Source organism: Mesorhizobium sp. WSM1497 (genome assembly GCF_001672455.2).
GTDB lineage: Bacteria > Pseudomonadota > Alphaproteobacteria > Rhizobiales > Rhizobiaceae > Mesorhizobium > Mesorhizobium ciceri.
The window spans coordinates 2080734-2102719 of sequence record NZ_CP021070.1 but is presented as its reverse complement, the minus strand read 5'-3'; the positions used below and the strand labels follow the sequence as shown (position 1 = coordinate 2102719).

Sequence of the window (21986 nt, the reverse complement as noted above, 5' to 3'; positions counted from 1 at the left end):
CCCTGCGCCACGCGTGTGTCTTCGTCAAAGTAATGCGTATTCGGGTTCGGCGGCTGGCTTCCAGTATCCGGACAGCAGAAACGATTCCGGCCAAAAGCAACAAGAATGAGTAGTCCCGCCGCACGTCTTCAATCCGACACATTGGGCTCGCGCCTGACGTCGCGCGGCGATCTCACCAGCTTTTTCATGCAACTGACCGCCGAGATCGGCGCCGACAGCTACATGTTGGTCGCCATCGTCCACGACCAGGACCGCAACGATGCGCGCATCGTCTCCTCCAACTGGATTTTCGATGCCATCGAGCTGATCGGCAAGCGATTGATCGCCGGGCTTGCGCAAGGCGCGCTCACCGTCGCGCCAGGCATCCGCCCACAGCCGCTGGTGGCATCTCGGGCACCAGAAGCAGACGGATTGGTCACCGGCGAGGAAGCCCGCCTTCTCGACGTGCTCGGCCATGCCGAAATCTATTCGCTGCGCCTCAATGTCGGCCGCCAGCGCCTGTTTGCCCTGTTCTCTGCGGCGACCGCCGGCAGCATCGACCAGCCGGCGCTGATGCGCGCGCAGCTGAAATGCTGCTACGCGCTCTCGCACATCCCGCAACTGATTGCCGCCGCCGCCATGCAGGACCCGTTGTCGGATCGCGAGCGCGAATGCCTGTTCTGGGTTTCCGAAGGCAAGACCACCGACGAGGTCGCCGTCATCCTTGGCGTCTCCTCCAACACCGTCAACAGCTACATCACCCACGCCATCCAGAAATTCGCGGCCAGCAACCGCGCGATGGCCATCGCCACGGCGATCAGGAGCGGCATCATTTGAAACACGCCGATATCAAGGAAACGGCCGAAGCCCTTTTCAACGAGCAGCGCAACCCGTTCGGGGCCTTCACCCTTGGCTCCGAAACCCATCACGCGGTCACCATTCCCGATGCCGTGCGCCGCTGCCGCTGGATCGCCGTTGACATGAATGCCTCGGCTTTCGGCCTCTTCTTCGTAAGCCCCTCGCCCGAGCGGGCGCGGCTCGTGCCATGCTTCGATTCCGATTATCCCGGCATTGCGGTGGCGACCAAGTTCATCTCAGGCGCCAACGGCGAGGAGATCGTGCGCCACACCCGCATCTCGACCGAACCGCGCTGGTGGACGGATGACGGCGTCCCTGCCACGGCGGAGCTGTTTGGCGATTTCGCCTGGACCGAGCGGATGGCGGCGCTGGTGCCCGGAACCAGCGGCATCGCTTTTCCCGTGCACGCCGACCGCGGCCAATGCGGTCTTGTCGTGTTCCTGGGCTCGGAGATGACCTTGCAGCAGGATGCGCTCTACGAAATACACGCCCGCTGCTTTTCGCTGTTCGCCGCCGTCGCCCGCATCCGTCCGGGCGATGCCGGCCGCATGCGTGCAATCTCCAAGCGCGAACTCGAATGCCTGAAGCTGACCGCCAACGGCAACACCAGCGAGGAGATCGCGCGACTCCTGAAACTGTCGGTGCACACCGCCAACCAGTATCTGACCCAATCGACCCAGAAGCTCAACGCCGTCAATCGCAACCAGGCCGTTGCCAAGGCGCTGCGGCTGGGCTTGATCGAATAGAGGAATTCGAAAGCGATCAGCGATAGGCCAGCGGCTCGACCTTGCGGATACGCGCCTCTTCGATCACCGCTTCGAGCAGCGCCGTGTTGCGCTCCGGGTCTTCGCCCGGCTTCTCGAACGATACGTAGTTGACCGCCACCGACGCGCCGAGCTCGCTCAGCGTCAGCTGGAAATAGACGGTGACGCCGGGCGGCCTCAGTTCCAGATCGAGCACGATGCGCGGGCTCCCGCTCCAGTCGACATGCGCCTCACCACCATGGCCGAGCCGCAGAGTGCCCGGCATGAAGAACAACTCAACCGCTGAATCGACCAGGTCCGACAGGCATGCGAAATGCTCCAGCCGGATAAAGGCGATGTAGTCGGCGACATCGATCAGCCTCAGTTCGCCCACCACCTGCTCGATGGCGCTGGCGACGATGATCTCGCGGGATTTTGCGTGCGGTTGCCGGTTCATGAAATCTGTCTGCGCTCAGCCTTTTTCGAGTAGACGATCCGCACCAGTTCGGCGACGGCCTGGTAGAATTGTGACGGGATCACATTATCGACCGAAACTTGCTTGTACATGGAGCGGGCGAGCGCCACGTCCTCGAAGACCGGGATGTTGTGTTCCCGCGCGATCTCGCGGATCTTGAGCGCCACCAGATCCTGGCCCTTGGCCAGCACCATGGGCGCCGAGTCCTCGTCGCGCACATATTTCAGCGCGATCGAGAAGTGCGTCGGGTTGGCGATGATCAGCGTCGCGCGCGGCACCGCCGTCATCATCCGTTTGCGCGCCCGGTCGCGCGCCAGGGAGCGCAGCCGCGACTTGACGATCGGGTCGCCCTCGGACTGTTTGAACTCGTCCTTGACCTCCTGCTTGCTCATGCGCAGATCCTGCTTCCAGTGGAAGCGCGACCAGACGATGTCGACTGCCGCGATCAGCCCCATGACGAAGACGATCGCCACCAGGATGTCGACGGCGATGCCGCGGATGACGAGACCGAAGGCGACCGGATTGGTGATCATGCCTGCGAGCAGCTTGCGGTGGTCTTCCGACAGGGTGAAGCTCAGCACGACGATGGCAAACCCGACCTTGCCGAGTGACTTCAGGAACTCGACCCAACCCTGGATGCCGAACAGCCTGTTCCAACCCTTGGCGATCGAAATGCGCGAGAGTTGCGGCCGGACCCGCTCGCCTACGAATTGCGGCATGTTCTGGAACACCGAGGCGCCGACGCCGGCGACGGTCAGCAGCACCATCAAGCTCAGGACGGCGCGGCCGATCTCGAGCAGGACGATTTTATATAGCGCGATGACGTCGGTCTCGGTGTCCATCGGCCAGGCTTCCGGCTTCTCCAGGAACATCGACAGGAACATGCCGAGATCGATGATCGCATCCTTGGCGTAGAAGACGGTGAACACCAGTATGGCAACGAACGAGGCAAAGAGCGCTGTCTCCCGCGAATGGGGCAGCTTGCCCTGTTCGATGGTGTCTCGGATCTTCTTTTCCGTCGCCTCTTCGGTTTTCGAATCCTTGTCGACCGCGTCAGCCATGGCGCGGTCCTAGGCGGCGTCTTGGGTCGAGGGGAGTTCGAAGGCGCCTTCGCGCGACAGCCGGATCGTCGTCGTGACGATCGTCTTGCGGGCCGCCATGATATCGGCGAGGGGGATCCCGTCCGAGCCCTGCCCGAGCTCGGCTTCGATCATGCGCCGCGAGCGGGCGCCGATGGCCGACAGCACCGATTCTGCAAGGGCGGCCGACGTGCCACGCAAGGCCAGCGTGACCAGCTCCGTCGATAGCCCGTCGAACAGCAGCACCCGCGCTTTCTGGGTGAGCAGCGGCAGATCGTCGAAAGCAAACAGCCGGGCTCGCACGCCGTCGAGATCAGGCGTGCCGGCGGCTTCCAGATCCTGCATCACCTCCTCGAGCAGCGGCTTGTCGAGTTCGTTGAGGACGCTGGCGACACGCGCCTGCCCGGCCGAGGTGTCTTTGGTCGAGGTTTCGGCCAGCACACTGGTGCGCAACCGGTTTTCGACGATCCTGGCGGCAGCGTCGGGAACATTGGCCATCGTCACCATGCGCTTGATGATTTCTCCACGCATCGGCTTGGTCAGTGTCAGCAGCACGCTCGCCGCCACCTGCGGCGCCAGCTTCGACAACACCATGGCCGCTGTCTGCGGATGCTCACCGGCCAGGAAGGCGCCAAGCCGCGCCGGCTCGAGCTTTTCGAGCTCGGGCCAGATCGGCGGCGGGCCTTCCGGTGCGACCTCGAATTTCCTGTCGCCCATGATCGCGCTCATCTCTTCGGGCGAGAGCGATTCGTTGAGGATGGTGTCCATCCTGTCGGCGGAATCGAGCAATCCCGCCCCTTCGGTGAATTCGGCCTCGAACTCAGCGACAATGCGCTCAAGATCGCTTTGCGGAATCGTCCGCAGCAGCCGGGCGCCCTCGATCAGGGCCTTCAGTTCTTCCTGCTTGAAGAATTTCAGCAGGCGGCTGGCCGACGGCTTGCCCATCGCCACAAGTATGGCGGCCGCCTTCTGCGCGCGGGTCAAGGTCACCGGCGTCGTCATGCCACTCGCCTCCGCTGCCACCGGCAAGCCCCGCAAACCATGTCTAGGCGCCCTTCGTGCCGGCGATGATTTCGGTCAGCCTGATGCCGAAGCGCGAAGGATCGCTTTCCAGAACGGTGATCTCGCCGCGCGCGATCTTTCGGCCGTTGACCACGACGTCGACAGGTTCGCCGATGCGGCGATTGAGCGCCACGGTCGACCCTTTTTGCAGCGCCATCAGATCGGAGACCGGCATCTCGGTGCTGCCGAGGATGATCTGGACATCGACGGGGATGTTCATGATCACGCTCGAATTGGCCGACGAGGCCGCCCTGAACGCCGCATCGGGGCGTTGCTCCTCTTCATGCAGGACCCCGCGCAATTCTTCGATGGCACGGTCGAGTTGCTCGTCCGGCTGGTCGAGGTCGGCTTCCGCCTTGGTTTTGGCCATGATCGTCTCCAAATGCTCAGGCGCGTCCGGCGGCAGCCGGCATCAGCCCGTCGATAAAGTCCTGCCCGGCATCGTAAGGTTGCCTGATCCGGACGGTGTAATTCTGTCCCAGTTTGCCGAACTCGCATACGAACAGCGTCTTGCCCCGTGCGCTGAGACGCGCCTGGGACTGGGCCGTTTCCTCGAATTCGATGACATCGCCAATTTCGAAACCGGCGAGGTCGCCGAGAGTCAGCCGCGCCAGCGGCATCGTGGCCTCGAGCGCCACGGTGGAGCGCATCACCTCTTCCGAGAAGCGGGCGCGCCAGCTGGGGCCGTGATCGTCGTCGCTGACAGGCACGGCTCCGTCGCGGCTGGCCAGCACGACGCGCTGCGGCATCGTCACCGTCACGGTGCCACTGTCGGCCGGCGTCGAGATGCCAAGCACGATGCGGATTGCCGCGCCATCGCGCAGCACGTACCGCTTCGCCTCGGTGCCCGACATTGCCCGCGGCGCGGGCAGGCGCAGGTCGAGCGAGCGCTTTCCCGATCCGTTGAGGGCCTGTGCGACCTGCTGGAACACCATGGTCGAAACATCGATTTCGATTTGCGACAGATCGCGTTCGATCGGCGATGCCGGCAGATCCGGGTCGCCGCCGAACAGCGTGCAGACCATGATGGCGATCGCCGGAGCATCGATCACCAGGGTCATCGCATCGGAGGACGCCGACGAGCCGATCACGGTCATCGCAAACGTGTCGCCGGCACGCGAACGCGCCTCGGGAACGCGGCTGACCTCGATCGCTTTGAGATCGACGACGACCGGAACGCCAAACTCGCTGGTCAGGGTTTTCTGCAGCAGCGGCACGGCGCGTTCGGCCATGGCGCGGCCTGCGTCGATGACCTGCGCGGCCTCGCCGCTGTCGCCGACCAGACGCTCGATGATCAGCGAGCGCGCTTCCGCTGGACTGCCCAGGCTGGTCATGACAGTGCCGGGACCGATCTGTCGCGCATCGTTCAGGCGGCCTTCTTTTCGACGGTGCCGGTATTCATCGTGCTCTGCTCGACCGCGTCGATCGTCGGCCGTTCATAGGACGAGATGGTCTTGCGGCCGAACTCGATCGCCACCTGCGGCAGCGCGCCGTTCATGTAGGCCAACAGCGTCTGCTTGACGATGATATAGAGGCGGTTCTTCTTCTCGCGCACTGTCTTGATCTTGGTGGCGACCGGTCCGACCACCGAATAGGACAGGAAGATGCCGAGGAACGTTCCGACAAGTGCGGCACCAATCAAACCGCCGAGAATTTCCGGCGACTGGTCGAGCGCGCCCATCGCCTTGACCACGCCGAGCACGGCGGCGACGATGCCGAGCGCCGGCAGGCCATCGCCCACCGCCACCATCGCGTGATAGGCCTTCATCTTGTCGGACCTGATGGTCTGGATTTCTTCGTCCATCAGCGCCTCGATCTCGTGCGAGCGGGCATTGCCGATGATGATGATCCGGCAGTAATCGCAGATGAAATGCGTCAGGTCGTGGTTATGCAGCACGGTTGGGAACGCCTGGAAAATCGCCGACTCTTCCGGATTGTCGATATGCGCCTCGACCTCGCTGCGGGATTTCGAGCGCAGCTCGCGCATCAGCGAGTGCAGCACGCCGAGCGTTTCGAGATAGTCCTGTTCCTTCGGCACCGCCTGCTTGAAGGCTTCGAGAATGCCCTTGCCGGTATCCTTGACCGTCTTCATCGGATTGGCGACGAGGAAGGTGCCAAAAGCCGCACCACAGATGATCACGGCCTCCCAGGGCTGGATCAGCACGTGAAGATGGCCACCCATGGCCATGAAGCCGCCAAGGACGCAGCCGAGCGTTACCACCAGTCCAATCAGAATGCCCACGACAGGTCCTTCCGCATTTCACATCAGGAGCTAGGGATAGCCCCCGTGCCTTGTGTGAGGCTTGAATCGAAGGCGTCGGAGACGATTCAGTTTCGCGCAAGGAAGTAGGGGTATTGTCCGGACATAGCTTCGGCCGGAGGCACCTTTTTGCTTAATACCTTTACCAGCTACCAGCTCATCACCAGGGACATTTCAAAGTCGATCGACAGGATCGAGCAGCAGCCCGTGGTTGATCGCGACACCAAATATTACCTGGACAACATCACCAAGGTGAAATCGATCGACGATTTCGTCAAGAATGACCGTTTGTTCAAATATGCCATGAAGGCCTACGGGCTCGAGGACATGGCTTACGCCAAGGCCTTCATGGTCAAGGCACTCAAGGAAGGCGTTTCCGATCCCAACAGCTTCGCCAACAAGCTGACCGACAAGCGTTATGCCGAATTCGTCAGGGCCTTCAATTTCGCCGCCAACGGCACCAGTACGACTGTCTACAACAAGGCGCAGCAACTGGTGACCAGCAACTATGCGCTGCAAGTCCAGATCGGCGCCTCGCAGAAGGGGCTCCCTTACTACCAGAGCGAAACCGCCTACTACGTCACCAACATCGCCAAGGTTAAATCGGTCGACGACCTGATGGGCGACAGCCGCCTGCTGACATATGCGATGGCCGCTTTCGGACTCGACGCCGCAACCGAACCTGCCGCAACCGTCAAGGCGATGCTCGAAGGTGGCGTCAGCGATCCCGACAGTCCCGCCAACAAACTGCCCGACAAGAGCTACGCCAAATTCGTCGCAGCCTTCGACTTCGCCCAGTATGGCGATCAGACGACCATGCGCGACGATGTCCAGCAGGCGGTGCCGAAAGGATACATGGCCGGAGCCGGACTGACATTGGTCGAGCCAAGCGCGCAATATATCAAGGGCGAGGCCGATTATTACGCGGCAAACATTTCCAAGGTGACGTCGATCGACAACCTCATGGCGGACAAGCGCCTGCTCACCTTCGCCATGGCTTCCTACGGACTTGATGCGTCAACCGAAACGCCGCAGCAGGTCCGCACAATGCTCGAGGGCGGCGTCAGCGACCCCGACAGCCCAGCAAACAAGCTGACGGATAAACGGTACGCCAACTTCGTCACGGCCTTCAACTTTGCCCAATATGGCGATCAGACAACGTCGCGCGACGAAGTGCAGAAAGACACGCCGAAAATCTATACGACGGAGTCGGCGCTTGGCCTGATCGCGCCGAATGCGGACTACATCAAGTCGGAGACCGCGTACTATCTTGCCAACGTCACGAACGTGAAATCCATCGACGACCTGATGGCCAACAGCCGATTGTACAACTACGTGCTCTCGGCCTACGGACTGGACCCGGCGACGGAAAGCAAGGACCTCATCCGCAACGTTCTTGCCGGCGGCATTCGCGACGCCGACAGCGTCGCCAACAAGATGACCAACAAGGCCTATGCCGGGCTGGCCGCCGCCTTCAACTTCGAACAATACGGCGAAGCGGCCACCACCATCAATCCGGCGCAGCAGCCGACCGTCGACAAATACATGCGCCAGACCCTCGAAGAGGATGCCGGCCAGACCAACCAGGGCGTGCGGCTGGCGCTTTATTTCGATCGCAAGGCCCCAACCATCACCAGTTGGTATGACGTGCTGGCCGACACTGCGCTTGCCAGTGTCGTGCGCACCGTGCTCGGCCTGCCCGATTCCTTCGCCACCGCCGATGTCGACAAGCAGGCGCAGCTGTTCGAGCAGAAACTCGACATCTCGGATTTCTCCGACCCCGAGAAACTCGGCAAGTTCCTGACGCGCTTCACCAGCATGTACGAGATCAACAACCCGACTTCATCGGCCGTCACCTCGGTCAGCGTGCTGTTTGCCCAGCCACTCACCGTCGGCATCTCCACCGACCTGATGATGGCCATGCAGAAACTGAGGTTCTGAGACCATCATGCGGGACAGCCTGTACGTCGCTCTTTCATCGCAGATCGCGCTCGAGCGGCGCCTCGACACCATCGCCGACAACGTCGCCAACGCCTCCACGATCGGCTTTCGCGCCACCGGCGTGAAGTTCGAGGACGTCGTCTCTGGCACCGGGCAGAAATCGGTGTCATTCGCCTCCCCGGGCAAGACCTACCTTTCCGGCGCCCACGGTGCCTTGAGCGAGACCGGAAATCCCTTCGATTTCGCCATCCAGGGCGATGCCTGGTTCGCTATAGAGACGCCGGTCGGCACCGTCATGACCCGCGACGGCCGTTTTTCGATGAACGAGAACGGCGAACTGATGTCGATCGAAGGCCACCCGGTGCTCGATGCCGGCGGCTCGCCGATCCAGCTTGACCCCCGCAACGGTCCGCCCAAGGCCGGGGCCGATGGTTCGTTGCGCCAGAACGATCAGCTTGTCGGATCGATCGGCCTCTACAATTTCGATCCAGGCGCGAACTTCGTCCGCTATGGCAATTCCGGCATTGTTCCGGCACGCACCCCGGAGCCTGTCACCGATCGCTCCGATATCGGCGTTGCCCAAGGTTTTCTCGAAGAGTCCAATGTCAATCCGGTGCTGGAGATCACCAGGCTGATCATGGTCCAGCGCGCCTTCGAGAACACCGCCGCCCTGATGCGCCAGACCGACTCGTCCACCGACGAGGCGATCAAGACGCTCGGCTCGAAATAGTCCATGTCGCTCGACCAGCCATCCCTGCGGGCACTCGAAAGACAACTCCAGCCGGCACCGGAAGACCGGCTTGCCGCCCTGGAACGGGTCTGGCGGCGTTTCGCCGACGCCGAGGCACTGCTCAAGCGCGGCGGCCGCGTCATCGAAGTCACGCCCACGCACTACAAGGTGCACGGCCTTTCCAGCTTCGCCAGGCTGGGTGACATCGTCGAGCAGCCCGGCCATGCCGGTGCGCGCCGCGGCGAGATCGTCAAGATCGGCCGCGACGAGGCCGTCGTGGCACCCTTCGAACGCAGCGCCGATTCCGGCATCGGTGATGCCGTGTTCCGCCGCGGTCCGCTTGTGGTGGCACCGCATGCCTCATGGCGCGGCCGCACCATCGACGCACTCACCAGGGCGATCGATGGCGGCCCGCCGCTCGCCCGGGGAGACGACACATCGCGCGGCGCCCAGACGACGCCGGGCGCCATGGCGCGGCAACGCGTCGGCACTGCCTTCATGACCGGCGTCAAGGTCATCGATATCTTCACGCCGCTCTGCTTCGGCCAGCGCCTCGGCATCTTTGCCGGCTCCGGCGTCGGCAAGTCGACGCTGCTCGCCATGCTCGCCGGAGCCGACGCATTCGATACCGTCGTGGTGGCGCTCATCGGCGAACGCGGCCGGGAAGTCCGTGAATTCCTCGAGGACACGATCGGCGACAGCATGGCCAAGACCATCGCCGTCGTCGCCACCAGCGACGAAAGCGCCATGATGCGCCGGCGTGCGCCGGACACCGCCATGCGCGTCGCCGAGCATTTTCGCGACCAGGGGCATCGCGTTTTGCTGGTGCTGGATTCGATCACCCGCTTCGCTCATGCCTTGCGTGAGGTGGCGACGGGAACCGGCGAGCCGCCGGTCGCCCGCGGTTATCCGGCCTCGGTGTTCACCGAATTGCCCAAGCTGCTCGAACGCGCCGGGCCGGGTACGGAAGGCAAGGGATCGATCACCGCCATCATTTCCGTACTGGTCGACGGCGACGATCACAACGACCCGGTCGCCGATTCCGTGCGCGGCATCCTCGACGGCCATGTCGTGCTCGACCGCACGATCGCCGAACAGGGTCGCTATCCCCCCGTCAATCCGCTGTCGTCCATATCGCGGTTGGCCGGAAAGGCCTGGAGCGTCGAACAGCGCGCGCTGGTGACAAGGCTGAAGTCGATGATCTCGCGCTTCGAGGACACACGCGATATCCGCTTGCTCGGGGCCTATCAGGGCGGCGTCGATGCCGAACTCGACATCGCCGTGCGCCAGGTGCCGCTGATCTATGAAGCGCTGACGCAAGGGCCGAAGGATCGCCCCTCAGCCGACCCGTTCTCCGATCTCGCCCGCCACCTCAAGAGCAAGCTGAACGCCGATGCCGGAGACTGAACGCGAATACACCGAGCGCATCCTGCGCGACATGATCGCCGAGGCCAATGCCGCGCAGCAGGCAGAGGCTGACACGGCGAGAACTGCCAAGGCAAAGGCCGCCCGTGCCATCGCGGCCAAAGCCGAGGCCGTTCTGGCCAGAGCCGTCAAGCCAATCCTGCCACGGGCTGGCAAAGCCGATCCTGATCTGGCCAGGCCCGTCGAACCCGCTCTGTCCCGGGCTCCCCAGGCGGTGGCTGCCGAGATGACGCAGGCCAGCCGGGAATCGCTGATCGACGGCCTGTTCCCGCGCACCGAATGGCCGCAGCCGCCAAAGGCGCCGTTTCCCCGACTGGAGAGGAAGTCCGACCGACGCAGCGATTTCGTCATTGCCGCGCTCGGCATCGCGCTCGGCCTGATCTGCGCCCTGTTCCCCTGGTATATCTTCTTCAACCAGGACCAGTTTGGCGTCCAGGCGATGAAGTTCGGCGGCACAGGCTCTAATTCCGGGCGAGCGGGCGGCGGCGTGGTCGCCGAACGCAGCGCGCCGCTGACGGCAAAGGACGTTCCCGCGGCCAATCTCGATCTTCTTGCCACGGGGACGGTGCGGGATGATGCCGATCCCGCAGCCGCATCCGACGAGCAACCGTTTCCGGCCGACGCGGCGAAATTCCGCATGGTTCATGTCGCCAACGGCCGCGCCATGATCCAGGACGACGCTGGCCTCTGGATGGTCCAGCGCGGCTCGATACTGCCGGATTCCAGCAAGGTATCCTCCATCGAGCAGCGCAACGGCAAATGGGTCATGGTCACCAGTGCCGACCAGGTGATCGAACTGTCCCGATAAACGATCTCCGGCTTCCGGCCATCCGCAAGGCCCGCGCAAGACTGGCGGCCTAGTCTCTGGGTACCTGCTCGGAGATTCCCATGGAGCCCGTTTCCCTTTTCGACCTCGCCGCCAAGCAAGCGCAATGGCTGGCCGTGCGCCAGTCGGCCGTCGCCGGCAACATCGCCAATGCCAACACGCCAGGCTATACGGCAAACGACGTCGAGCCATTTGAAAAGGTGCTCGACCGCGCCGCCGTATCGCTGCAGGCCACCCAGGCCGGCCATCTCGGCAATGCAGCGACCAATGCCGGCTTCACCATCAAGCCGCAGGAAGATGACGGCGTTGTCATGCCGTCCAAGAACTCGGTCGTGCTGGAAGACCAGTTGCTGAAGGCCGGCGAGGTGCGCCGTTCCTTCGAGCTCAACACGGCGATCGTCAAGGCGTTCCATTCGATGATGATGATGGCGGTGAAGAGCTGACCATGGACGCACTGACCGCAGCCCTCAAAGTCGCAGCATCCGGCCTCGGCGCCCAGTCGGAACGCCTGCGCGTGGTTTCCGAAAACCTCGCCAACGCCCAGTCGACGGGCACCGCGCCCGGCTCCGACCCTTATCGCCGCAAGACCATCAGCTTCGTCTCCGAGCTCGACCGGGCCTCCGGCAGTTCAACGGTTGCAGTGAACTCGATCGATCGAGATCCCAGTGACTTTCCAGTCGAGTTCCAGCCCGGCAACGAGGCCGCCGACGAGAAGGGCTACGTCAAGATGCCCAACGTCAACGTGCTGATCGAAATGGCTGACATGACCGAGGCCAATCGCTCCTACGAGGCCAACCTTCAGGTGGTCAAGCAGGCCCGCGACCTGATTTCCATGACCATCGACCTGATGAGGAACCAGTAATGATCAGCGGTATCGGAGCCCTTCAGTTCAAGCCGTCGATCGGCGGCGATGACGCGGCGACAAGCCTGCTCCAGGGCGGCGCGACACCGTCGGCCGGTGGCAATGTCGGCACCTCCTTTGCCGAGGCGCTGAGCCAGGCAGCCTCCAAGACCGTCGACACGATGCAGAATGCCGAGCAGGTATCGATGCAGGCGCTCAAGGGCGATGCCGACACCCGCCAGGTGGTCGACGCCGTGATGAGCGCGCAGCAGGCGCTTCAGACCGCAGTCGCGATACGCGACAAGGTGGTCTCCGCCTATCTCGAAGTCAGTCGAATGGGCATCTGAGGAATTCCGCCATGAAAGCACTCGCCATCGCCGCCACCGGCATGAATGCCCAGCAGACAAATCTGGAAGTCATCGCCAACAACATCGCCAACATCAACACCACCGGCTACAAGCGCGCCCGTGCCGAATTCTCCGACCTGCTCTATCAGGTCGACCGCACGCAAGGCGTGCCCAACCGCTCCAACGCCTCGCTGGTGCCGGAGGGCGTCTCGATCGGCCTCGGCGTCAAGACGACGGCGGTGCGCAACGTGCACACCCAGGGCGAACTGACCAGCACCGGCAACAGTTTCGACCTGGCGCTGACCGGCAGGGGCTGGTTCCAGATCGAGGGTGCCGACGGCGGCACGCTCTACAGCCGCGCCGGCGCTCTCAACACCAACGCCACCGGCCAGTTGGTGACGGTCGACGGCGCTGCGGTCATTCCGGCAATCAATGTTCCTGTGGACGCCGTCGAGGTCATCGTCAACAAGACCGGCCAGGTCTTCGCCCGCATCGACGGCCAGACCGACCTGCAGAACCTCGGTCAGCTTCAGATCGCCAATTTCGCCAACGAGGCCGGCCTGGCGCCGCTCGGCGACAATCTGTTCCAGGAAACCACGGCTTCGGGGCCGGCGAACGTCGGCGTGCCTGGCGATCCCGGTTTTGCCACCATCCAGCAGGGCTATCTCGAAGCCTCCAACGTCGACCCGGTCAAGGAAATCACCGAGCTGATCTCGGCGCAGCGCGCCTATGAGATGAACTCCAAGGTCATCCAGGCCGCCGACGACATGGCCTCCGTGGTCTCCAAGAACATCAGGTAACGCATGATGTCGACGCCCGGCCTCCTGTCTGCATTCCGCCGCGCCGCGCTCGTCCTTGCGCTGGTGACCGGCACGATGCCGGCTTTTGCCCAGGAATCGGCCAACCAGTCGGCCACCCGGATCGCCAGCAATCAAGCTGGCGGCGAGGTGGTGCTTATTCCGAGCCGGGTTATCTATCCCGGCGAGACCATCAACCTGGCTGCCCTGAAACAGGTCACCCTTATCGTCGGCAAGCACAAGCCGGAGGCGGTCGCCACACGGGCCGAAGAACTGGATGGCAAGGTCGCCAAGCGCACCTTGCTGCCCGGCCGCTACATTCCCTCCGCCGCCATCCGCGAGGCCTGGCTGGTCGAACAGGGTGCCTCCGTGCAGATCTTCTTCATCGCCGGCGGCCTGACGATCTCGGCGACCGCCGTGACGCTGCAGCCAGGAGCCGCGGGCGACCTCGTCAAGGTTCGCAACATCGACAGCGGCAAAATCCTGTCCGGCACGGTGATGGCGGATGGAACCATCCAGGTCAGCGCTTCATGATGCGCGGGCTTACCTTGATCCTGGCAGCCGTGCTTGGCCTGCAGCCGGCGCTGGCCGACGGCCTGACGCCGAAGGCCAAGCGCGAGCTCGCCGCCAAGAATGGCGGCGTCTACAACGATCCCGAATATGATCCGGCCACCACAAGCCGCATGTTCCGGGTTTCGACCGGGCCGAGTTCGCTGCCGCCGGGCCAGGTCGCCTCGCGTATCAAGGACATCGCCCAGCTGCAGAGTTCGCGCGACAATCAGCTCGTCGGCTACGGCCTGGTCATCGGCCTTGCCGGATCGGGCGACAGCCTGCGCAACTCGCCATTCACCGAACAGTCGATCCGCGCGATGCTCGAAAACCTCGGCATCGCCACCGAAGGCGGCAGCGCGCGCGCCAAGAATGTCGCCGCCGTCATCGTCACCGCCAACATGCCGCCCTACGTGCAGTCGGGCGCCCGCATCGACATCGACGTCTCCTCGATGGGCGACGCGACCTCGCTTTCCGGCGGCACGCTGATCATGACGCCGCTGAAGGCGGCGGACGGCGAAATCTATGCCGTCGGCCAGGGCTCGGTCATCGTGTCCGGCTTTACCGCGCAGGGACAGGCCGAGCAGCTGACGCAAGGCGTGCCGACCGCCGGCCGCGTGCCCAACGGCGCCATCGTCGAGCGTGCCGTCCAAGCCGAATTCGACGATCAGGCGATCCTGACGCTGCAGCTGCGCAATCCCGATTTCTCGACCGCTATCCGCATCGCGGACGCCATCAACGACTACACCGGCCAGCGCTTCGGCATGCGGGTGGCGGCCGAGCGCGATTCGCGCACCGTCCAGATCAGAAGGCCGAAGGGTGTCTCGGCGGCGCGCTTCTATGCCGAAATCGAGAATTTGGTGGTCGAATCCGACACGCCGGCCCGTGTCGTGATCGACGAGCGCACCGGCACCATCGTCATCGGCAATGACGTCAAGATCTCACGGGTCGCCATCAGCCACGGCACGCTCACCGTGCGCATCACCGAAGCGCCGCGCGTCGTCCAGCCCGAACCCTTCTCCAAGGGCGAGACCGCGATCGAACCGTTCACCGCCATCGACGCCAGCCGGCCCGACGCCCGCGTTGCCGTGCTTGACGGGCCCGATCTCCAGACCCTCGTTTCCGGCCTCAACCGCCTCGGCGTCAAGCCGGACGGCATCATCGCCATTCTGCAGGGCATCAAGTCGGCCGGGGCCCTGCAGGCCGACCTGGTTCTGCAATAGGCGATGCCGATGAAGCGCTCCTTCCCAAGCCACCACAGACACCACAAAGCCGCGATCCTGCTTGCGACCGCTTTTCTCGCGGCTCTGCCCTTTGCCGGCGGCACCGCGCGCGGCGAGGAGACGGTCCGCCAGGTCCTGCCGGGAGCACAGGTGGCGGCGGCGCCGCAGCAACTGACACGGGAAAAGGCGCCGGACCAAAGCGAGATCGAGCGCTTCTGCTCAAACATCGCCGACGCCGCCCGCGACCGCCGCTATGTCCTGCAGGCGCAGGAACTGAAGCAGCTCCAGGCTGGCATTGACGAGCGCATGAAAGCTCTTGATGCAAAGAAAGCTGAATACGAGACCTGGCTGAAGCGGCGCGAGGTTTTCCTGGCCCGGGCCGAGGACGGCGTCGTCCAGATCTACGCCGGTATGAAACCCGACGCCGCCGCCGAGCGGCTGGCCATCGTCAACGCCGACCTGGCTGCGGCTATATTGATGAAGCTCGATTCACGCAAGGCGAGCGTCATCCTCAACGAAATGGACCAGAAGGCGGCGGCAACGCTCACCGGCATTATGGCCAGCGCAGCCCGAAGGGTAGATCCGTCATGATCCGGAAGATGCTTGTCCTGTGCGCGGTTGCCATGCTGTCCGGTTGCGGAACCAACCTCAAGGAGGTCGGCAGAGAGCCGGTCCTGTCCCCGGTCGGCTCCGGCATCGATGGCGGCAGCACCGGCTCGCTCTATCGATATCCGCAAACGCCGCCAGCGCCGGTCAAGAAATTCTCGTTGTGGGACGACCGCCAGAGCCGGCTGTTCACCGACCCGCGGGCGCTGTCCCAGGGCGACATCCTGACGGTCAAGATCAAGATCAACGATCGCGCCAACTTCAAGAACCAGAACGACAGGAGCCGCACCGCCAATCGCAAGCTCGGTTATGACCTCAGCGCGCAGTGGGACAAGTGGAGCACCGCCGGCAAGGGCGCCGGGGCTCTCAGCTCCACCACCGACACGACGGCTGACGGCGAGATCAAGCGCTCGGAAACGCTTGAACTCAATGTCGCGGCGATCGTCACCGATGTGCTGCCCAACGGCAATCTGATGATCACCGGATCGCAGGAAGTGCGCGTCAATGCCGAGCTCAGGGTGCTGACGCTCGCCGGCATCGTGCGGCCGGCCGATATCGGCGCCGAAAACACCATCCCCTACGAACGCATCGCCGAGGCCCGCATCTCCTACGGCGGACGCGGTCGCATCACCGAGGTCCAGCAACCTGCCTACGGCCAGCAGATCCTCGACCAGGTTCTTCCGTTCTAGGATCGGGGCAGGGCGCCGTGGCAAATATTGAACAGGTTCAGCCGCGCAAGGGTCCCTCCCCTGTCATTCAGGCCGGCATGCTGCTGCTTGTGACGGCGGCCGCCATTGGCGTGGGTTGGATGTCCGGCGGTTATCTCAAGGGCGTCGGCGCACCGGCCTCGGTACCGGTCGCGCCTGAGAACGAAGGTAAGATCATGCAGCCCGCCGCAGCCGAGCAACCAGGCCTGGGCCCGATGCTTGTCGTGCTGGCGCCGATCACCACCAACATCGCCTCGCCTGCCGGCACCTGGATCAGGATGGAGGTGTCCGTCGTCTATGACGCGCCGCAGCCACAGGCAATGTCGGATGACATCCACCAAGATCTCCTGGCCCTGGTGCGCACCTTGAAGATGCATCAGATCGAGGGAGCCAGCGGCTACCAGCACCTGAAGGCCGACCTCGAAGAACGCGCCGCGATCCGCAGCCAGGGTCACGCCAAACAGGTACTCATCAGGACATTGCTGCTCGAATGAGAAAGTTCCTTCTCGCCACCGCCATGATCGCCGCCGCCACCTCCATCGCGGCGGCTCAGCAGCTCGATCTCGGCGGCATCGGCAAGGCTGACGGCACCACCGTCGGCTACATCATCCAGATGTTCGGCCTGCTGACTGTTCTGTCGGTCGCGCCGGGCCTGCTGATCATGGTGACCAGCTTCACCCGCTTCGTCATCGCCTTCTCGATCCTGCGCGCCGGCATCGGCCTGCAGTCGACACCGGCAAACCTCATCCTGATTTCGCTGTCGCTGTTCATGACCTTCTATGTCATGGCGCCGACCTTCGATCAGGCCTGGAACACCGGCGTCAAGCCGCTGATGGACAACCAGATCACCCAGACCGAAGCCTTCGACAAGATTTCCGATCCGTTCCGCACCTTCATGCTGCACAATGTGCGTGACAAGGATTTCGACCTCTTCGCCGATCTCGCCCGCGAGCGCGGCCAGACCGTTTCGCGCGACACCGTCGACCTGCGCATCCTGGTGCCCGCCTTCATGATCTCGGAGATCCGGCGCGGCTTCGAAATCGGCTTCCTGATCGTGCTGCCGTTCCTGGTCATCGACCTGATCGTCGCCACCATCACGATGGCGATGGGCATGATGATGCTGCCGCCCACGGTGGTGTCGCTGCCGTTCAAGATCCTGTTCTTCGTCCTGATCGACGGCTGGAACCTGCTTGTCGGCAGCCTGGTGCGCTCCTTCAACTGACTCTGCCGCGCCGGCTCGAAATTCCAGCAATATATTTTCGATTAACCGTCCGGTTTAGCCCTTTGGTAGGGACTTGCCCGCATATTCGCTCGCAGATGGCGGGTGATCGATTTCAGAGATCATTGGCATGATGCCGCACCGTCATACCGGGAGGCCCGGTATGTCAAAAAAACACCTGTAAAAACCAAGGTACGAGTACCATGTCCAGCATCATGACGAACTCCGCCGCGTTGACGGCTCTGCAGAGCCTTAACGCCACCAGCAAATCCCTCCAGGACACCCAGGCCCGCATCTCGACCGGTTATCGCGTCTCGCAGGCCTCAGACAACGCCGCTTACTGGTCGATCGCCACCACGATGCGCTCCGACAACCAGGCAATGTCCACCGTTTCGGACGCTCTCGGCCTCGGCGCCTCGAAAGTCGACACCGCCTATACCGGCATGAACAGCGCGATCTCCACCATCAACCAGATCAAGGCAAAGCTGCTGGCTTCCTACGGCCAGACGGACGCCTCGAAGGAAAAGACCCAGACCGAAATCACCGCTCTTCAGGCGCAGATGAAGTCCTACGCCGACGGCGCCACCTTCTCCGGCACCAACATGCTGTCCGTAGACAGCGGCTCAACAGCCACGACGGCTGCCGATGTGAAGATCCTTTCGGCCTTCAACCGTGACGCGGCCGGCGCATCTTCGATCTCGACCATCGACGTCAAGGTGGAAAGCATCAAGCTCTATGAAGCTGGTACCACCTCGGGCCTCGCGAAGGGCATCCTTGACACGTACCGCCTCGGCAGCGACGGCAGTGTGGCCGCAGCGGTCTCCGGCACGCAGACAGCTCTAGGGGCGGCTGCACTGGCCACCGACACCTATTCGGCCGCCTCGCTTTCCATCTTCTCGGGTGGCACGGCTGCCAGCGATTCGCAGATCAAGCAGATGCTGACCGTCATCGACTCCGCGCTCGCCGATATGACCAACTCGGCCACCACGCTCGGCGCCGCCAAGAGCAGTATCGACCTGCAGAAGACCTTCACCTCGGACCTGATGGACTCCATCGACCGCGGCGTCGGCCAGCTCGTCGATGCCGACATGAACAAGGAATCGACCCGTCTGCAGGCCCTGCAGGTCCAGCAGCAGCTCGGCGTGCAGGCGCTGTCGATCGCCAACGGTTCCTCGCAGTCGATCCTGTCGCTCTTCCGCGGCTGATCGCCTCCGCTCAACCACAGTTCGCACTAGAAATTCGGGCCGCGCCAAAAGCGCGGCCCTATTTGCGTTTGCTCCAGCCCCGCACAATCCTCGATCCTTAACTCTCAAAAGCCAGCTTTTAACAGGCTGTTAACCATGCCGCGCTAGTTATGGTTAACCAATAGCTTACGACAGTTGGCGAATCGGTCCGACCGGCACGATGCCAATCGTTGAACAGGCCCATCCGGCATGTCTGAGCATGTCGGCTTTTGAGAAGGAGCGACTTTCTTGGCGAGCATCATGACCAACGCCTCGGCGTTAACCGCACTTCAAAGCCTCAGCGCCACCAACAAGTCGCTCGAACAGACACAGGCCCGCATATCGACCGGCTATCGGGTCTCGCAGGCTTCGGACAACGCCGCCTATTGGTCGATCGCCACCACCATGCGCTCGGACAATTCGGCCCTGTCGACGGTGCAGGATGCACTCGGCCTCGGCGCCTCGAAAGTCGATGCCGCTTACACCGGCATCACCAACGTGCTGACGACGATCGGCCAGATCAAGACCAAGGTGTTGTCCATGGTCGGCCAGACGGATGCCGCCAAGGCGAAGACCCAGACCGAGATCAAGGCGCTTCAAACGCAGATGAAGTCCTTTGCCGATGCGGCCACCTTCTCCGGCTCGAATTTCCTCGCGGTGACCTCCAAGCAGGTCACGTCCGCCAATGATGGCGTCCAGCCCGACTCGCAGATCGTGTCCTCATTCAATCGCTCTTCATCCGGCGCTGTCTCGATCGGAACGATCAACATCAATGTCGAGGGCACCAAGCTTTTCGACTACGGCCTTGCCGCCGAGGTCAAGAACCAGGGCGTCCTCGATCGCCAGACCTCCATCTATTCCACGGGCGCCGCCCAGACCCTGTATGACAACGCCTATGCTGGCGTGATCGCGGGCGGAGGAACGGATATCGCCGCGAACACTGCCGGCCAGACGGCGGCGGGAGCGGTCACCAAGGTCAACAATATTTCCGCCTACAACCTCGACATCACGGCCCCAGGGGTGACCGACGGCATCATCACCCAGATGGTCACCATGATGGACAAGGTCATGGCCCAGTTGACTGATTCCGCCACCATCATCGGTTCGGCCAAGAGCTCGATCGACCTGCAGAAGACCTTCACCCAGAGCCTGATGGACTCCATCGACCGCGGCGTCGGCCAGCTCGTCGACGCCGACATGAACAAGGAATCGACCCGCCTCCAGGCCCTGCAGGTGCAGCAGCAGCTCGGCATCCAGGCACTGTCGATCGCCAACAGCTCCTCGCAGTCGATCCTGTCGCTGTTCAAGAACTAATCGCGGGCGCCACCGGCGCCCTCCTTTTCGCACTCCGATTGACGGGCCGCGCCGCAAGCGCGGCCCGATTTCATTTTCGCACAAGCTTCGAAGACTAGAGTTCCGGCGGACAATCATGCTGGGAGTCGTCGAACCGTGCCGGAACAGATCCAGAGCATCATCTCGAATCTCCGCGGGTTTGGCGTGAAGCGCCTCGCCATGCTGGCGGGCATCGCCGTTCTGGTGATGGGCGTCATCGGCATCGCCTCGGTCTATCTCAACCGCCCCGCCTACGACACGCTCTATGTCGGGCTCGACCGCGCCGACGTGAACCAGATCGGCCTGGTGCTCGGCGAAGCCGGTATCGGCTTCGATGTCGGCGCCGACGGAACCTCGGTTCTGGTGCCGGCCGGCACCACCGCCCAGGCGCGCATGCTGCTCGCCGAAAAGGGCCTGCCGACCAGCGCCAATGCCGGCTACGAACTGTTCGACAATGTCGGCTCGCTCGGCCTCACCTCGTTCATGCAGCAGATCACCCGCGTGCGCGCGCTTGAAGGTGAGATCGCCCGCACCATCCAGTCGATATCGGGCATCAAGGCGGCGCGGGTCCACATCGTCATGTCCGAACGCGCCAATTTCCGCCGTGACGAGCAGCAGCCTTCCGCCTCCGTGGTCATCCGCTACGCCGGCATCGACGCCGAAAAGAGCGCCATGTCGATCCGCCATCTCGTCGCCGCCGCCGTCCCCGGCCTGTCGGCCGACAAGGTGACGGTGCTCGATTCCAGCGGCAATCTGCTGGCTGCGGGCGACGACCCTTCCAACACCAGCGCCGCCCGCACGCTCGGCGTCGAGCAGACCGTCGAGGCGCAGATCGGAGACAACATCCGCCGTGCGCTGACGGCCTATCTCGGCCCCGACAATTTCCGCGCCAGCGTCAAGGCCGAGGTCAACACCGACACCCGCCAGACGGAAGAGACCATCTTCGATCCGAATTCCCGCGTCGAGCGCTCGGTGCAGTCGGTGCGCGCCAACGAGAACAACAACCAGAAGCAGGCTTCCACTCCGGCCAGCGTCGAGCAGAACCTGCCTGAGACCCAGGCAACCGCCACCGATGGCCCGCAATCCTCCTCGCAGAACGACCGCAGGGAAGAGATCACCAACTACGAGATCAATTCCAAGAAGATCGCCACCGTCTCCAACGGCTACACCGTCACCAAGATGTCGATTGCCGTGGTCGTCAACCAGCAGCGGCTGACGACCATCCTCGGCAAGGACGCCACACCGGAGCAGATCGCCAAGCGCGTCGCCGAGATCCAGAAGATGGTCACATCCGCCACCGGCCTGGATGAAAAGCGCGGCGACATCATCGACGTCTCGGCGGTCGAGTTCATCGATGGCCTGGACGGCGAGGCGATCCCGCAGGCCGGAATGCTCGATTCGATCGGCCAGCATGCCGGCACGATGATCAATGCAGGTGCCTTCATCGTCGTGGTCTTCCTGGTGGCCTTCTTCGGCTTGAGGCCGATGGCCGCGGCGCTGACGGCAAAGGCTGCTCCAGCCCTGGCAGGTCCCAGCTTCGACGACGTCCAGCGCTCGCTGCCGACGCCGGAGGCAATGGCGGCCACCGACAATGCCGCGGTTGGCGCCTTGCCAGGCACACGCCCAGGCGCCACTCCGCTCGACGATCTTCGCCAGAAGATCCGGCCGGCGCCGCAGGACCGGCTTGCCAGGATGGTCGACCTCAACGAGGAGCGCACCGCGCAGATTCTGCGCAAATGGGCTTCCCAGGAAGTGGCGGTGTAA

The 21986-nt window shown here is 63.3% G+C and carries 25 protein-coding genes; 19 read left to right on the top strand and 6 right to left on the bottom strand.

What is annotated here, in order from left to right:
• Positions 1-105 precede the first annotated feature (105 nt).
• Both A9K65_RS10270 and A9K65_RS10265 read left to right on the top strand, forming a co-directional pair.
• Positions 106-816, top strand: a complete 711-nt coding sequence (locus A9K65_RS10270) for a helix-turn-helix transcriptional regulator (protein ID WP_013529810.1) — start codon at positions 106-108, stop codon at positions 814-816.
• A complete protein-coding gene (locus A9K65_RS10265) occupies positions 813-1583 on the top strand; it encodes a helix-turn-helix transcriptional regulator (protein WP_027161441.1) in 771 nt (256 codons plus the stop codon). The genes A9K65_RS10270 and A9K65_RS10265 overlap by 4 nt, the downstream gene beginning before the upstream one ends.
• 16 nt (positions 1584-1599) lie before the next feature.
• On the opposite strand, the gene A9K65_RS10260 is transcribed toward A9K65_RS10265, so the two are convergent.
• From A9K65_RS10260 to motA, 6 genes are read right to left on the bottom strand one after another with little or no spacing between them, the layout of a single operon-like run.
• Positions 1600-2037, bottom strand: a complete 438-nt coding sequence (locus tag A9K65_RS10260) for a hypothetical protein (RefSeq protein WP_024502682.1) — start codon at positions 2035-2037, stop codon at positions 1600-1602.
• A complete protein-coding gene (gene flhB / locus A9K65_RS10255; RefSeq protein WP_064995644.1) occupies positions 2034-3116 on the bottom strand; it encodes a flagellar biosynthesis protein FlhB in 1083 nt (360 codons plus the stop codon). Before flhB ends, A9K65_RS10260 begins: the two co-directional genes overlap by 4 nt.
• 9 nt (positions 3117-3125) lie before the next feature.
• Positions 3126-4136: a flagellar motor switch protein FliG gene (locus A9K65_RS10250; RefSeq protein WP_013529806.1), complete on the bottom strand. Its 1011-nt coding sequence runs from the start codon at positions 4134-4136 to the stop codon at positions 3126-3128.
• A gap of 43 nt (positions 4137-4179) precedes the next feature.
• Positions 4180-4566 carry a flagellar motor switch protein FliN gene (fliN, locus tag A9K65_RS10245; RefSeq protein WP_023809994.1) on the bottom strand — a complete coding sequence of 129 codons (387 nt, stop codon included), beginning with the start codon at positions 4564-4566 and terminating at the stop codon, positions 4180-4182.
• Positions 4567-4582: 16 nt separating this feature from the next.
• Positions 4583-5530 carry a FliM/FliN family flagellar motor switch protein gene (locus tag A9K65_RS10240; RefSeq protein WP_013529804.1) on the bottom strand — a complete coding sequence of 316 codons (948 nt, stop codon included), beginning with the start codon at positions 5528-5530 and terminating at the stop codon, positions 4583-4585.
• A gap of 32 nt (positions 5531-5562) precedes the next feature.
• Positions 5563-6438, bottom strand: a complete 876-nt coding sequence (motA, locus tag A9K65_RS10235) for a flagellar motor stator protein MotA (protein ID WP_013529803.1) — start codon at positions 6436-6438, stop codon at positions 5563-5565.
• A 147-nt stretch (positions 6439-6585) separates the two neighbouring features.
• On the opposite strand from motA, the gene A9K65_RS10230 reads away from it, so the two are divergent.
• The 17 genes from A9K65_RS10230 (at position 6586) to fliF (ending at position 21986) form a co-directional block, all read left to right on the top strand.
• Positions 6586-8397: a DUF1217 domain-containing protein gene (locus tag A9K65_RS10230; RefSeq protein ID WP_063173009.1), complete on the top strand. Its 1812-nt coding sequence runs from the start codon at positions 6586-6588 to the stop codon at positions 8395-8397.
• 7 nt (positions 8398-8404) lie between these two features.
• Entirely contained in the window at positions 8405-9127 is a 723-nt protein-coding gene (gene flgF / locus A9K65_RS10225; RefSeq protein WP_013529801.1) for a flagellar basal-body rod protein FlgF, read from the top strand.
• Between the two features lie 3 nt (positions 9128-9130).
• Positions 9131-10534: a flagellar protein export ATPase FliI gene (fliI, locus tag A9K65_RS10220; protein ID WP_013529800.1), complete on the top strand. Its 1404-nt coding sequence runs from the start codon at positions 9131-9133 to the stop codon at positions 10532-10534.
• A complete protein-coding gene (locus tag A9K65_RS10215; RefSeq protein WP_064995643.1) occupies positions 10521-11360 on the top strand; it encodes a hypothetical protein in 840 nt (279 codons plus the stop codon). Before fliI ends, A9K65_RS10215 begins: the two co-directional genes overlap by 14 nt.
• Positions 11361-11440: 80 nt before the next feature.
• Entirely contained in the window at positions 11441-11821 is a 381-nt protein-coding gene (gene flgB, locus A9K65_RS10210; RefSeq protein ID WP_013529798.1) for a flagellar basal body rod protein FlgB, read from the top strand.
• Positions 11822-11823: 2 nt separating this feature from the next.
• The gene (gene flgC, locus A9K65_RS10205) at positions 11824-12240 is read left to right on the top strand and encodes a flagellar basal body rod protein FlgC (RefSeq protein ID WP_013529797.1); all 417 of its coding nucleotides are present in this window, start codon (positions 11824-11826) and stop codon (positions 12238-12240) included.
• A complete protein-coding gene (locus A9K65_RS10200; RefSeq protein ID WP_013529796.1) occupies positions 12240-12566 on the top strand; it encodes a flagellar hook-basal body complex protein FliE in 327 nt (108 codons plus the stop codon). The genes flgC and A9K65_RS10200 overlap by 1 nt, the downstream gene beginning before the upstream one ends.
• A gap of 11 nt (positions 12567-12577) precedes the next feature.
• On the top strand, positions 12578-13366 hold the full coding sequence (flgG, locus tag A9K65_RS10195) for a flagellar basal-body rod protein FlgG (protein ID WP_013529795.1): 789 nt from the start codon (positions 12578-12580) through the stop codon (positions 13364-13366).
• Between the two features lie 3 nt (positions 13367-13369).
• Positions 13370-13897: a flagellar basal body P-ring formation chaperone FlgA gene (gene flgA / locus A9K65_RS10190; protein ID WP_064995642.1), complete on the top strand. Its 528-nt coding sequence runs from the start codon at positions 13370-13372 to the stop codon at positions 13895-13897.
• Complete coding sequence (locus A9K65_RS10185) at positions 13894-15135, top strand: flagellar basal body P-ring protein FlgI (RefSeq protein WP_013529793.1); 1242 nt, start codon at positions 13894-13896, stop codon at positions 15133-15135. The genes flgA and A9K65_RS10185 overlap by 4 nt, the downstream gene beginning before the upstream one ends.
• A gap of 3 nt (positions 15136-15138) precedes the next feature.
• On the top strand, positions 15139-15726 hold the full coding sequence (locus A9K65_RS10180; RefSeq protein ID WP_064995641.1) for a MotE family protein: 588 nt from the start codon (positions 15139-15141) through the stop codon (positions 15724-15726).
• Complete coding sequence (flgH, locus tag A9K65_RS10175) at positions 15723-16430, top strand: flagellar basal body L-ring protein FlgH (RefSeq protein ID WP_064995640.1); 708 nt, start codon at positions 15723-15725, stop codon at positions 16428-16430. The genes A9K65_RS10180 and flgH overlap by 4 nt, the downstream gene beginning before the upstream one ends.
• A 17-nt stretch (positions 16431-16447) precedes the next feature.
• Entirely contained in the window at positions 16448-16942 is a 495-nt protein-coding gene (locus tag A9K65_RS10170; protein WP_013529790.1) for a flagellar basal body-associated FliL family protein, read from the top strand.
• Positions 16939-17670, top strand: a complete 732-nt coding sequence (fliP, locus tag A9K65_RS10165; RefSeq protein ID WP_013529789.1) for a flagellar type III secretion system pore protein FliP — start codon at positions 16939-16941, stop codon at positions 17668-17670. The genes A9K65_RS10170 and fliP overlap by 4 nt, the downstream gene beginning before the upstream one ends.
• Positions 17671-17870: 200 nt before the next feature.
• Positions 17871-18872: a flagellin gene (locus A9K65_RS10160; protein WP_013529788.1), complete on the top strand. Its 1002-nt coding sequence runs from the start codon at positions 17871-17873 to the stop codon at positions 18870-18872.
• 267 nt (positions 18873-19139) lie between these two features.
• Positions 19140-20204, top strand: coding sequence for a flagellin (locus A9K65_RS10155; RefSeq protein WP_013529787.1), 1065 nt, complete (start codon positions 19140-19142; stop codon positions 20202-20204).
• Between the two features lie 135 nt (positions 20205-20339).
• Complete coding sequence (fliF, locus tag A9K65_RS10150; RefSeq protein WP_064995639.1) at positions 20340-21986, top strand: flagellar basal-body MS-ring/collar protein FliF; 1647 nt, start codon at positions 20340-20342, stop codon at positions 21984-21986.

What these genes read in the sequence shown, in the direction of transcription:
- A9K65_RS10270 (WP_013529810.1), top strand. Translation starts at nt 106, where the DNA reads ATGAGTAGTCCCGCCGCACGTCTTCAATCCGACACATTGGGCTCGCGC.
- A9K65_RS10260 (WP_024502682.1), bottom strand. Translation starts at nt 2,037, where the DNA reads ATGAACCGGCAACCGCACGCAAAATCCCGCGAGATCATCGTCGCCAGC.
- flhB (WP_064995644.1), bottom strand. Translation starts at nt 3,116, where the DNA reads ATGGCTGACGCGGTCGACAAGGATTCGAAAACCGAAGAGGCGACGGAA.
- A9K65_RS10250 (WP_013529806.1), bottom strand. Translation starts at nt 4,136, where the DNA reads ATGACGACGCCGGTGACCTTGACCCGCGCGCAGAAGGCGGCCGCCATA.
- fliN (WP_023809994.1), bottom strand. Translation starts at nt 4,566, where the DNA reads ATGGCCAAAACCAAGGCGGAAGCCGACCTCGACCAGCCGGACGAGCAA.
- A9K65_RS10240 (WP_013529804.1), bottom strand. Translation starts at nt 5,530, where the DNA reads ATGACCAGCCTGGGCAGTCCAGCGGAAGCGCGCTCGCTGATCATCGAG.
- flgF (WP_013529801.1), top strand. Translation starts at nt 8,405, where the DNA reads ATGCGGGACAGCCTGTACGTCGCTCTTTCATCGCAGATCGCGCTCGAG.
- fliI (WP_013529800.1), top strand. Translation starts at nt 9,131, where the DNA reads ATGTCGCTCGACCAGCCATCCCTGCGGGCACTCGAAAGACAACTCCAG.
- A9K65_RS10215 (WP_064995643.1), top strand. Translation starts at nt 10,521, where the DNA reads ATGCCGGAGACTGAACGCGAATACACCGAGCGCATCCTGCGCGACATG.
- flgB (WP_013529798.1), top strand. Translation starts at nt 11,441, where the DNA reads ATGGAGCCCGTTTCCCTTTTCGACCTCGCCGCCAAGCAAGCGCAATGG.
- flgC (WP_013529797.1), top strand. Translation starts at nt 11,824, where the DNA reads ATGGACGCACTGACCGCAGCCCTCAAAGTCGCAGCATCCGGCCTCGGC.
- A9K65_RS10200 (WP_013529796.1), top strand. Translation starts at nt 12,240, where the DNA reads ATGATCAGCGGTATCGGAGCCCTTCAGTTCAAGCCGTCGATCGGCGGC.
- flgG (WP_013529795.1), top strand. Translation starts at nt 12,578, where the DNA reads ATGAAAGCACTCGCCATCGCCGCCACCGGCATGAATGCCCAGCAGACA.
- flgA (WP_064995642.1), top strand. Translation starts at nt 13,370, where the DNA reads ATGATGTCGACGCCCGGCCTCCTGTCTGCATTCCGCCGCGCCGCGCTC.
- A9K65_RS10185 (WP_013529793.1), top strand. Translation starts at nt 13,894, where the DNA reads ATGATGCGCGGGCTTACCTTGATCCTGGCAGCCGTGCTTGGCCTGCAG.
- A9K65_RS10180 (WP_064995641.1), top strand. Translation starts at nt 15,139, where the DNA reads ATGCCGATGAAGCGCTCCTTCCCAAGCCACCACAGACACCACAAAGCC.
- flgH (WP_064995640.1), top strand. Translation starts at nt 15,723, where the DNA reads ATGATCCGGAAGATGCTTGTCCTGTGCGCGGTTGCCATGCTGTCCGGT.
- fliP (WP_013529789.1), top strand. Translation starts at nt 16,939, where the DNA reads ATGAGAAAGTTCCTTCTCGCCACCGCCATGATCGCCGCCGCCACCTCC.
- A9K65_RS10160 (WP_013529788.1), top strand. Translation starts at nt 17,871, where the DNA reads ATGTCCAGCATCATGACGAACTCCGCCGCGTTGACGGCTCTGCAGAGC.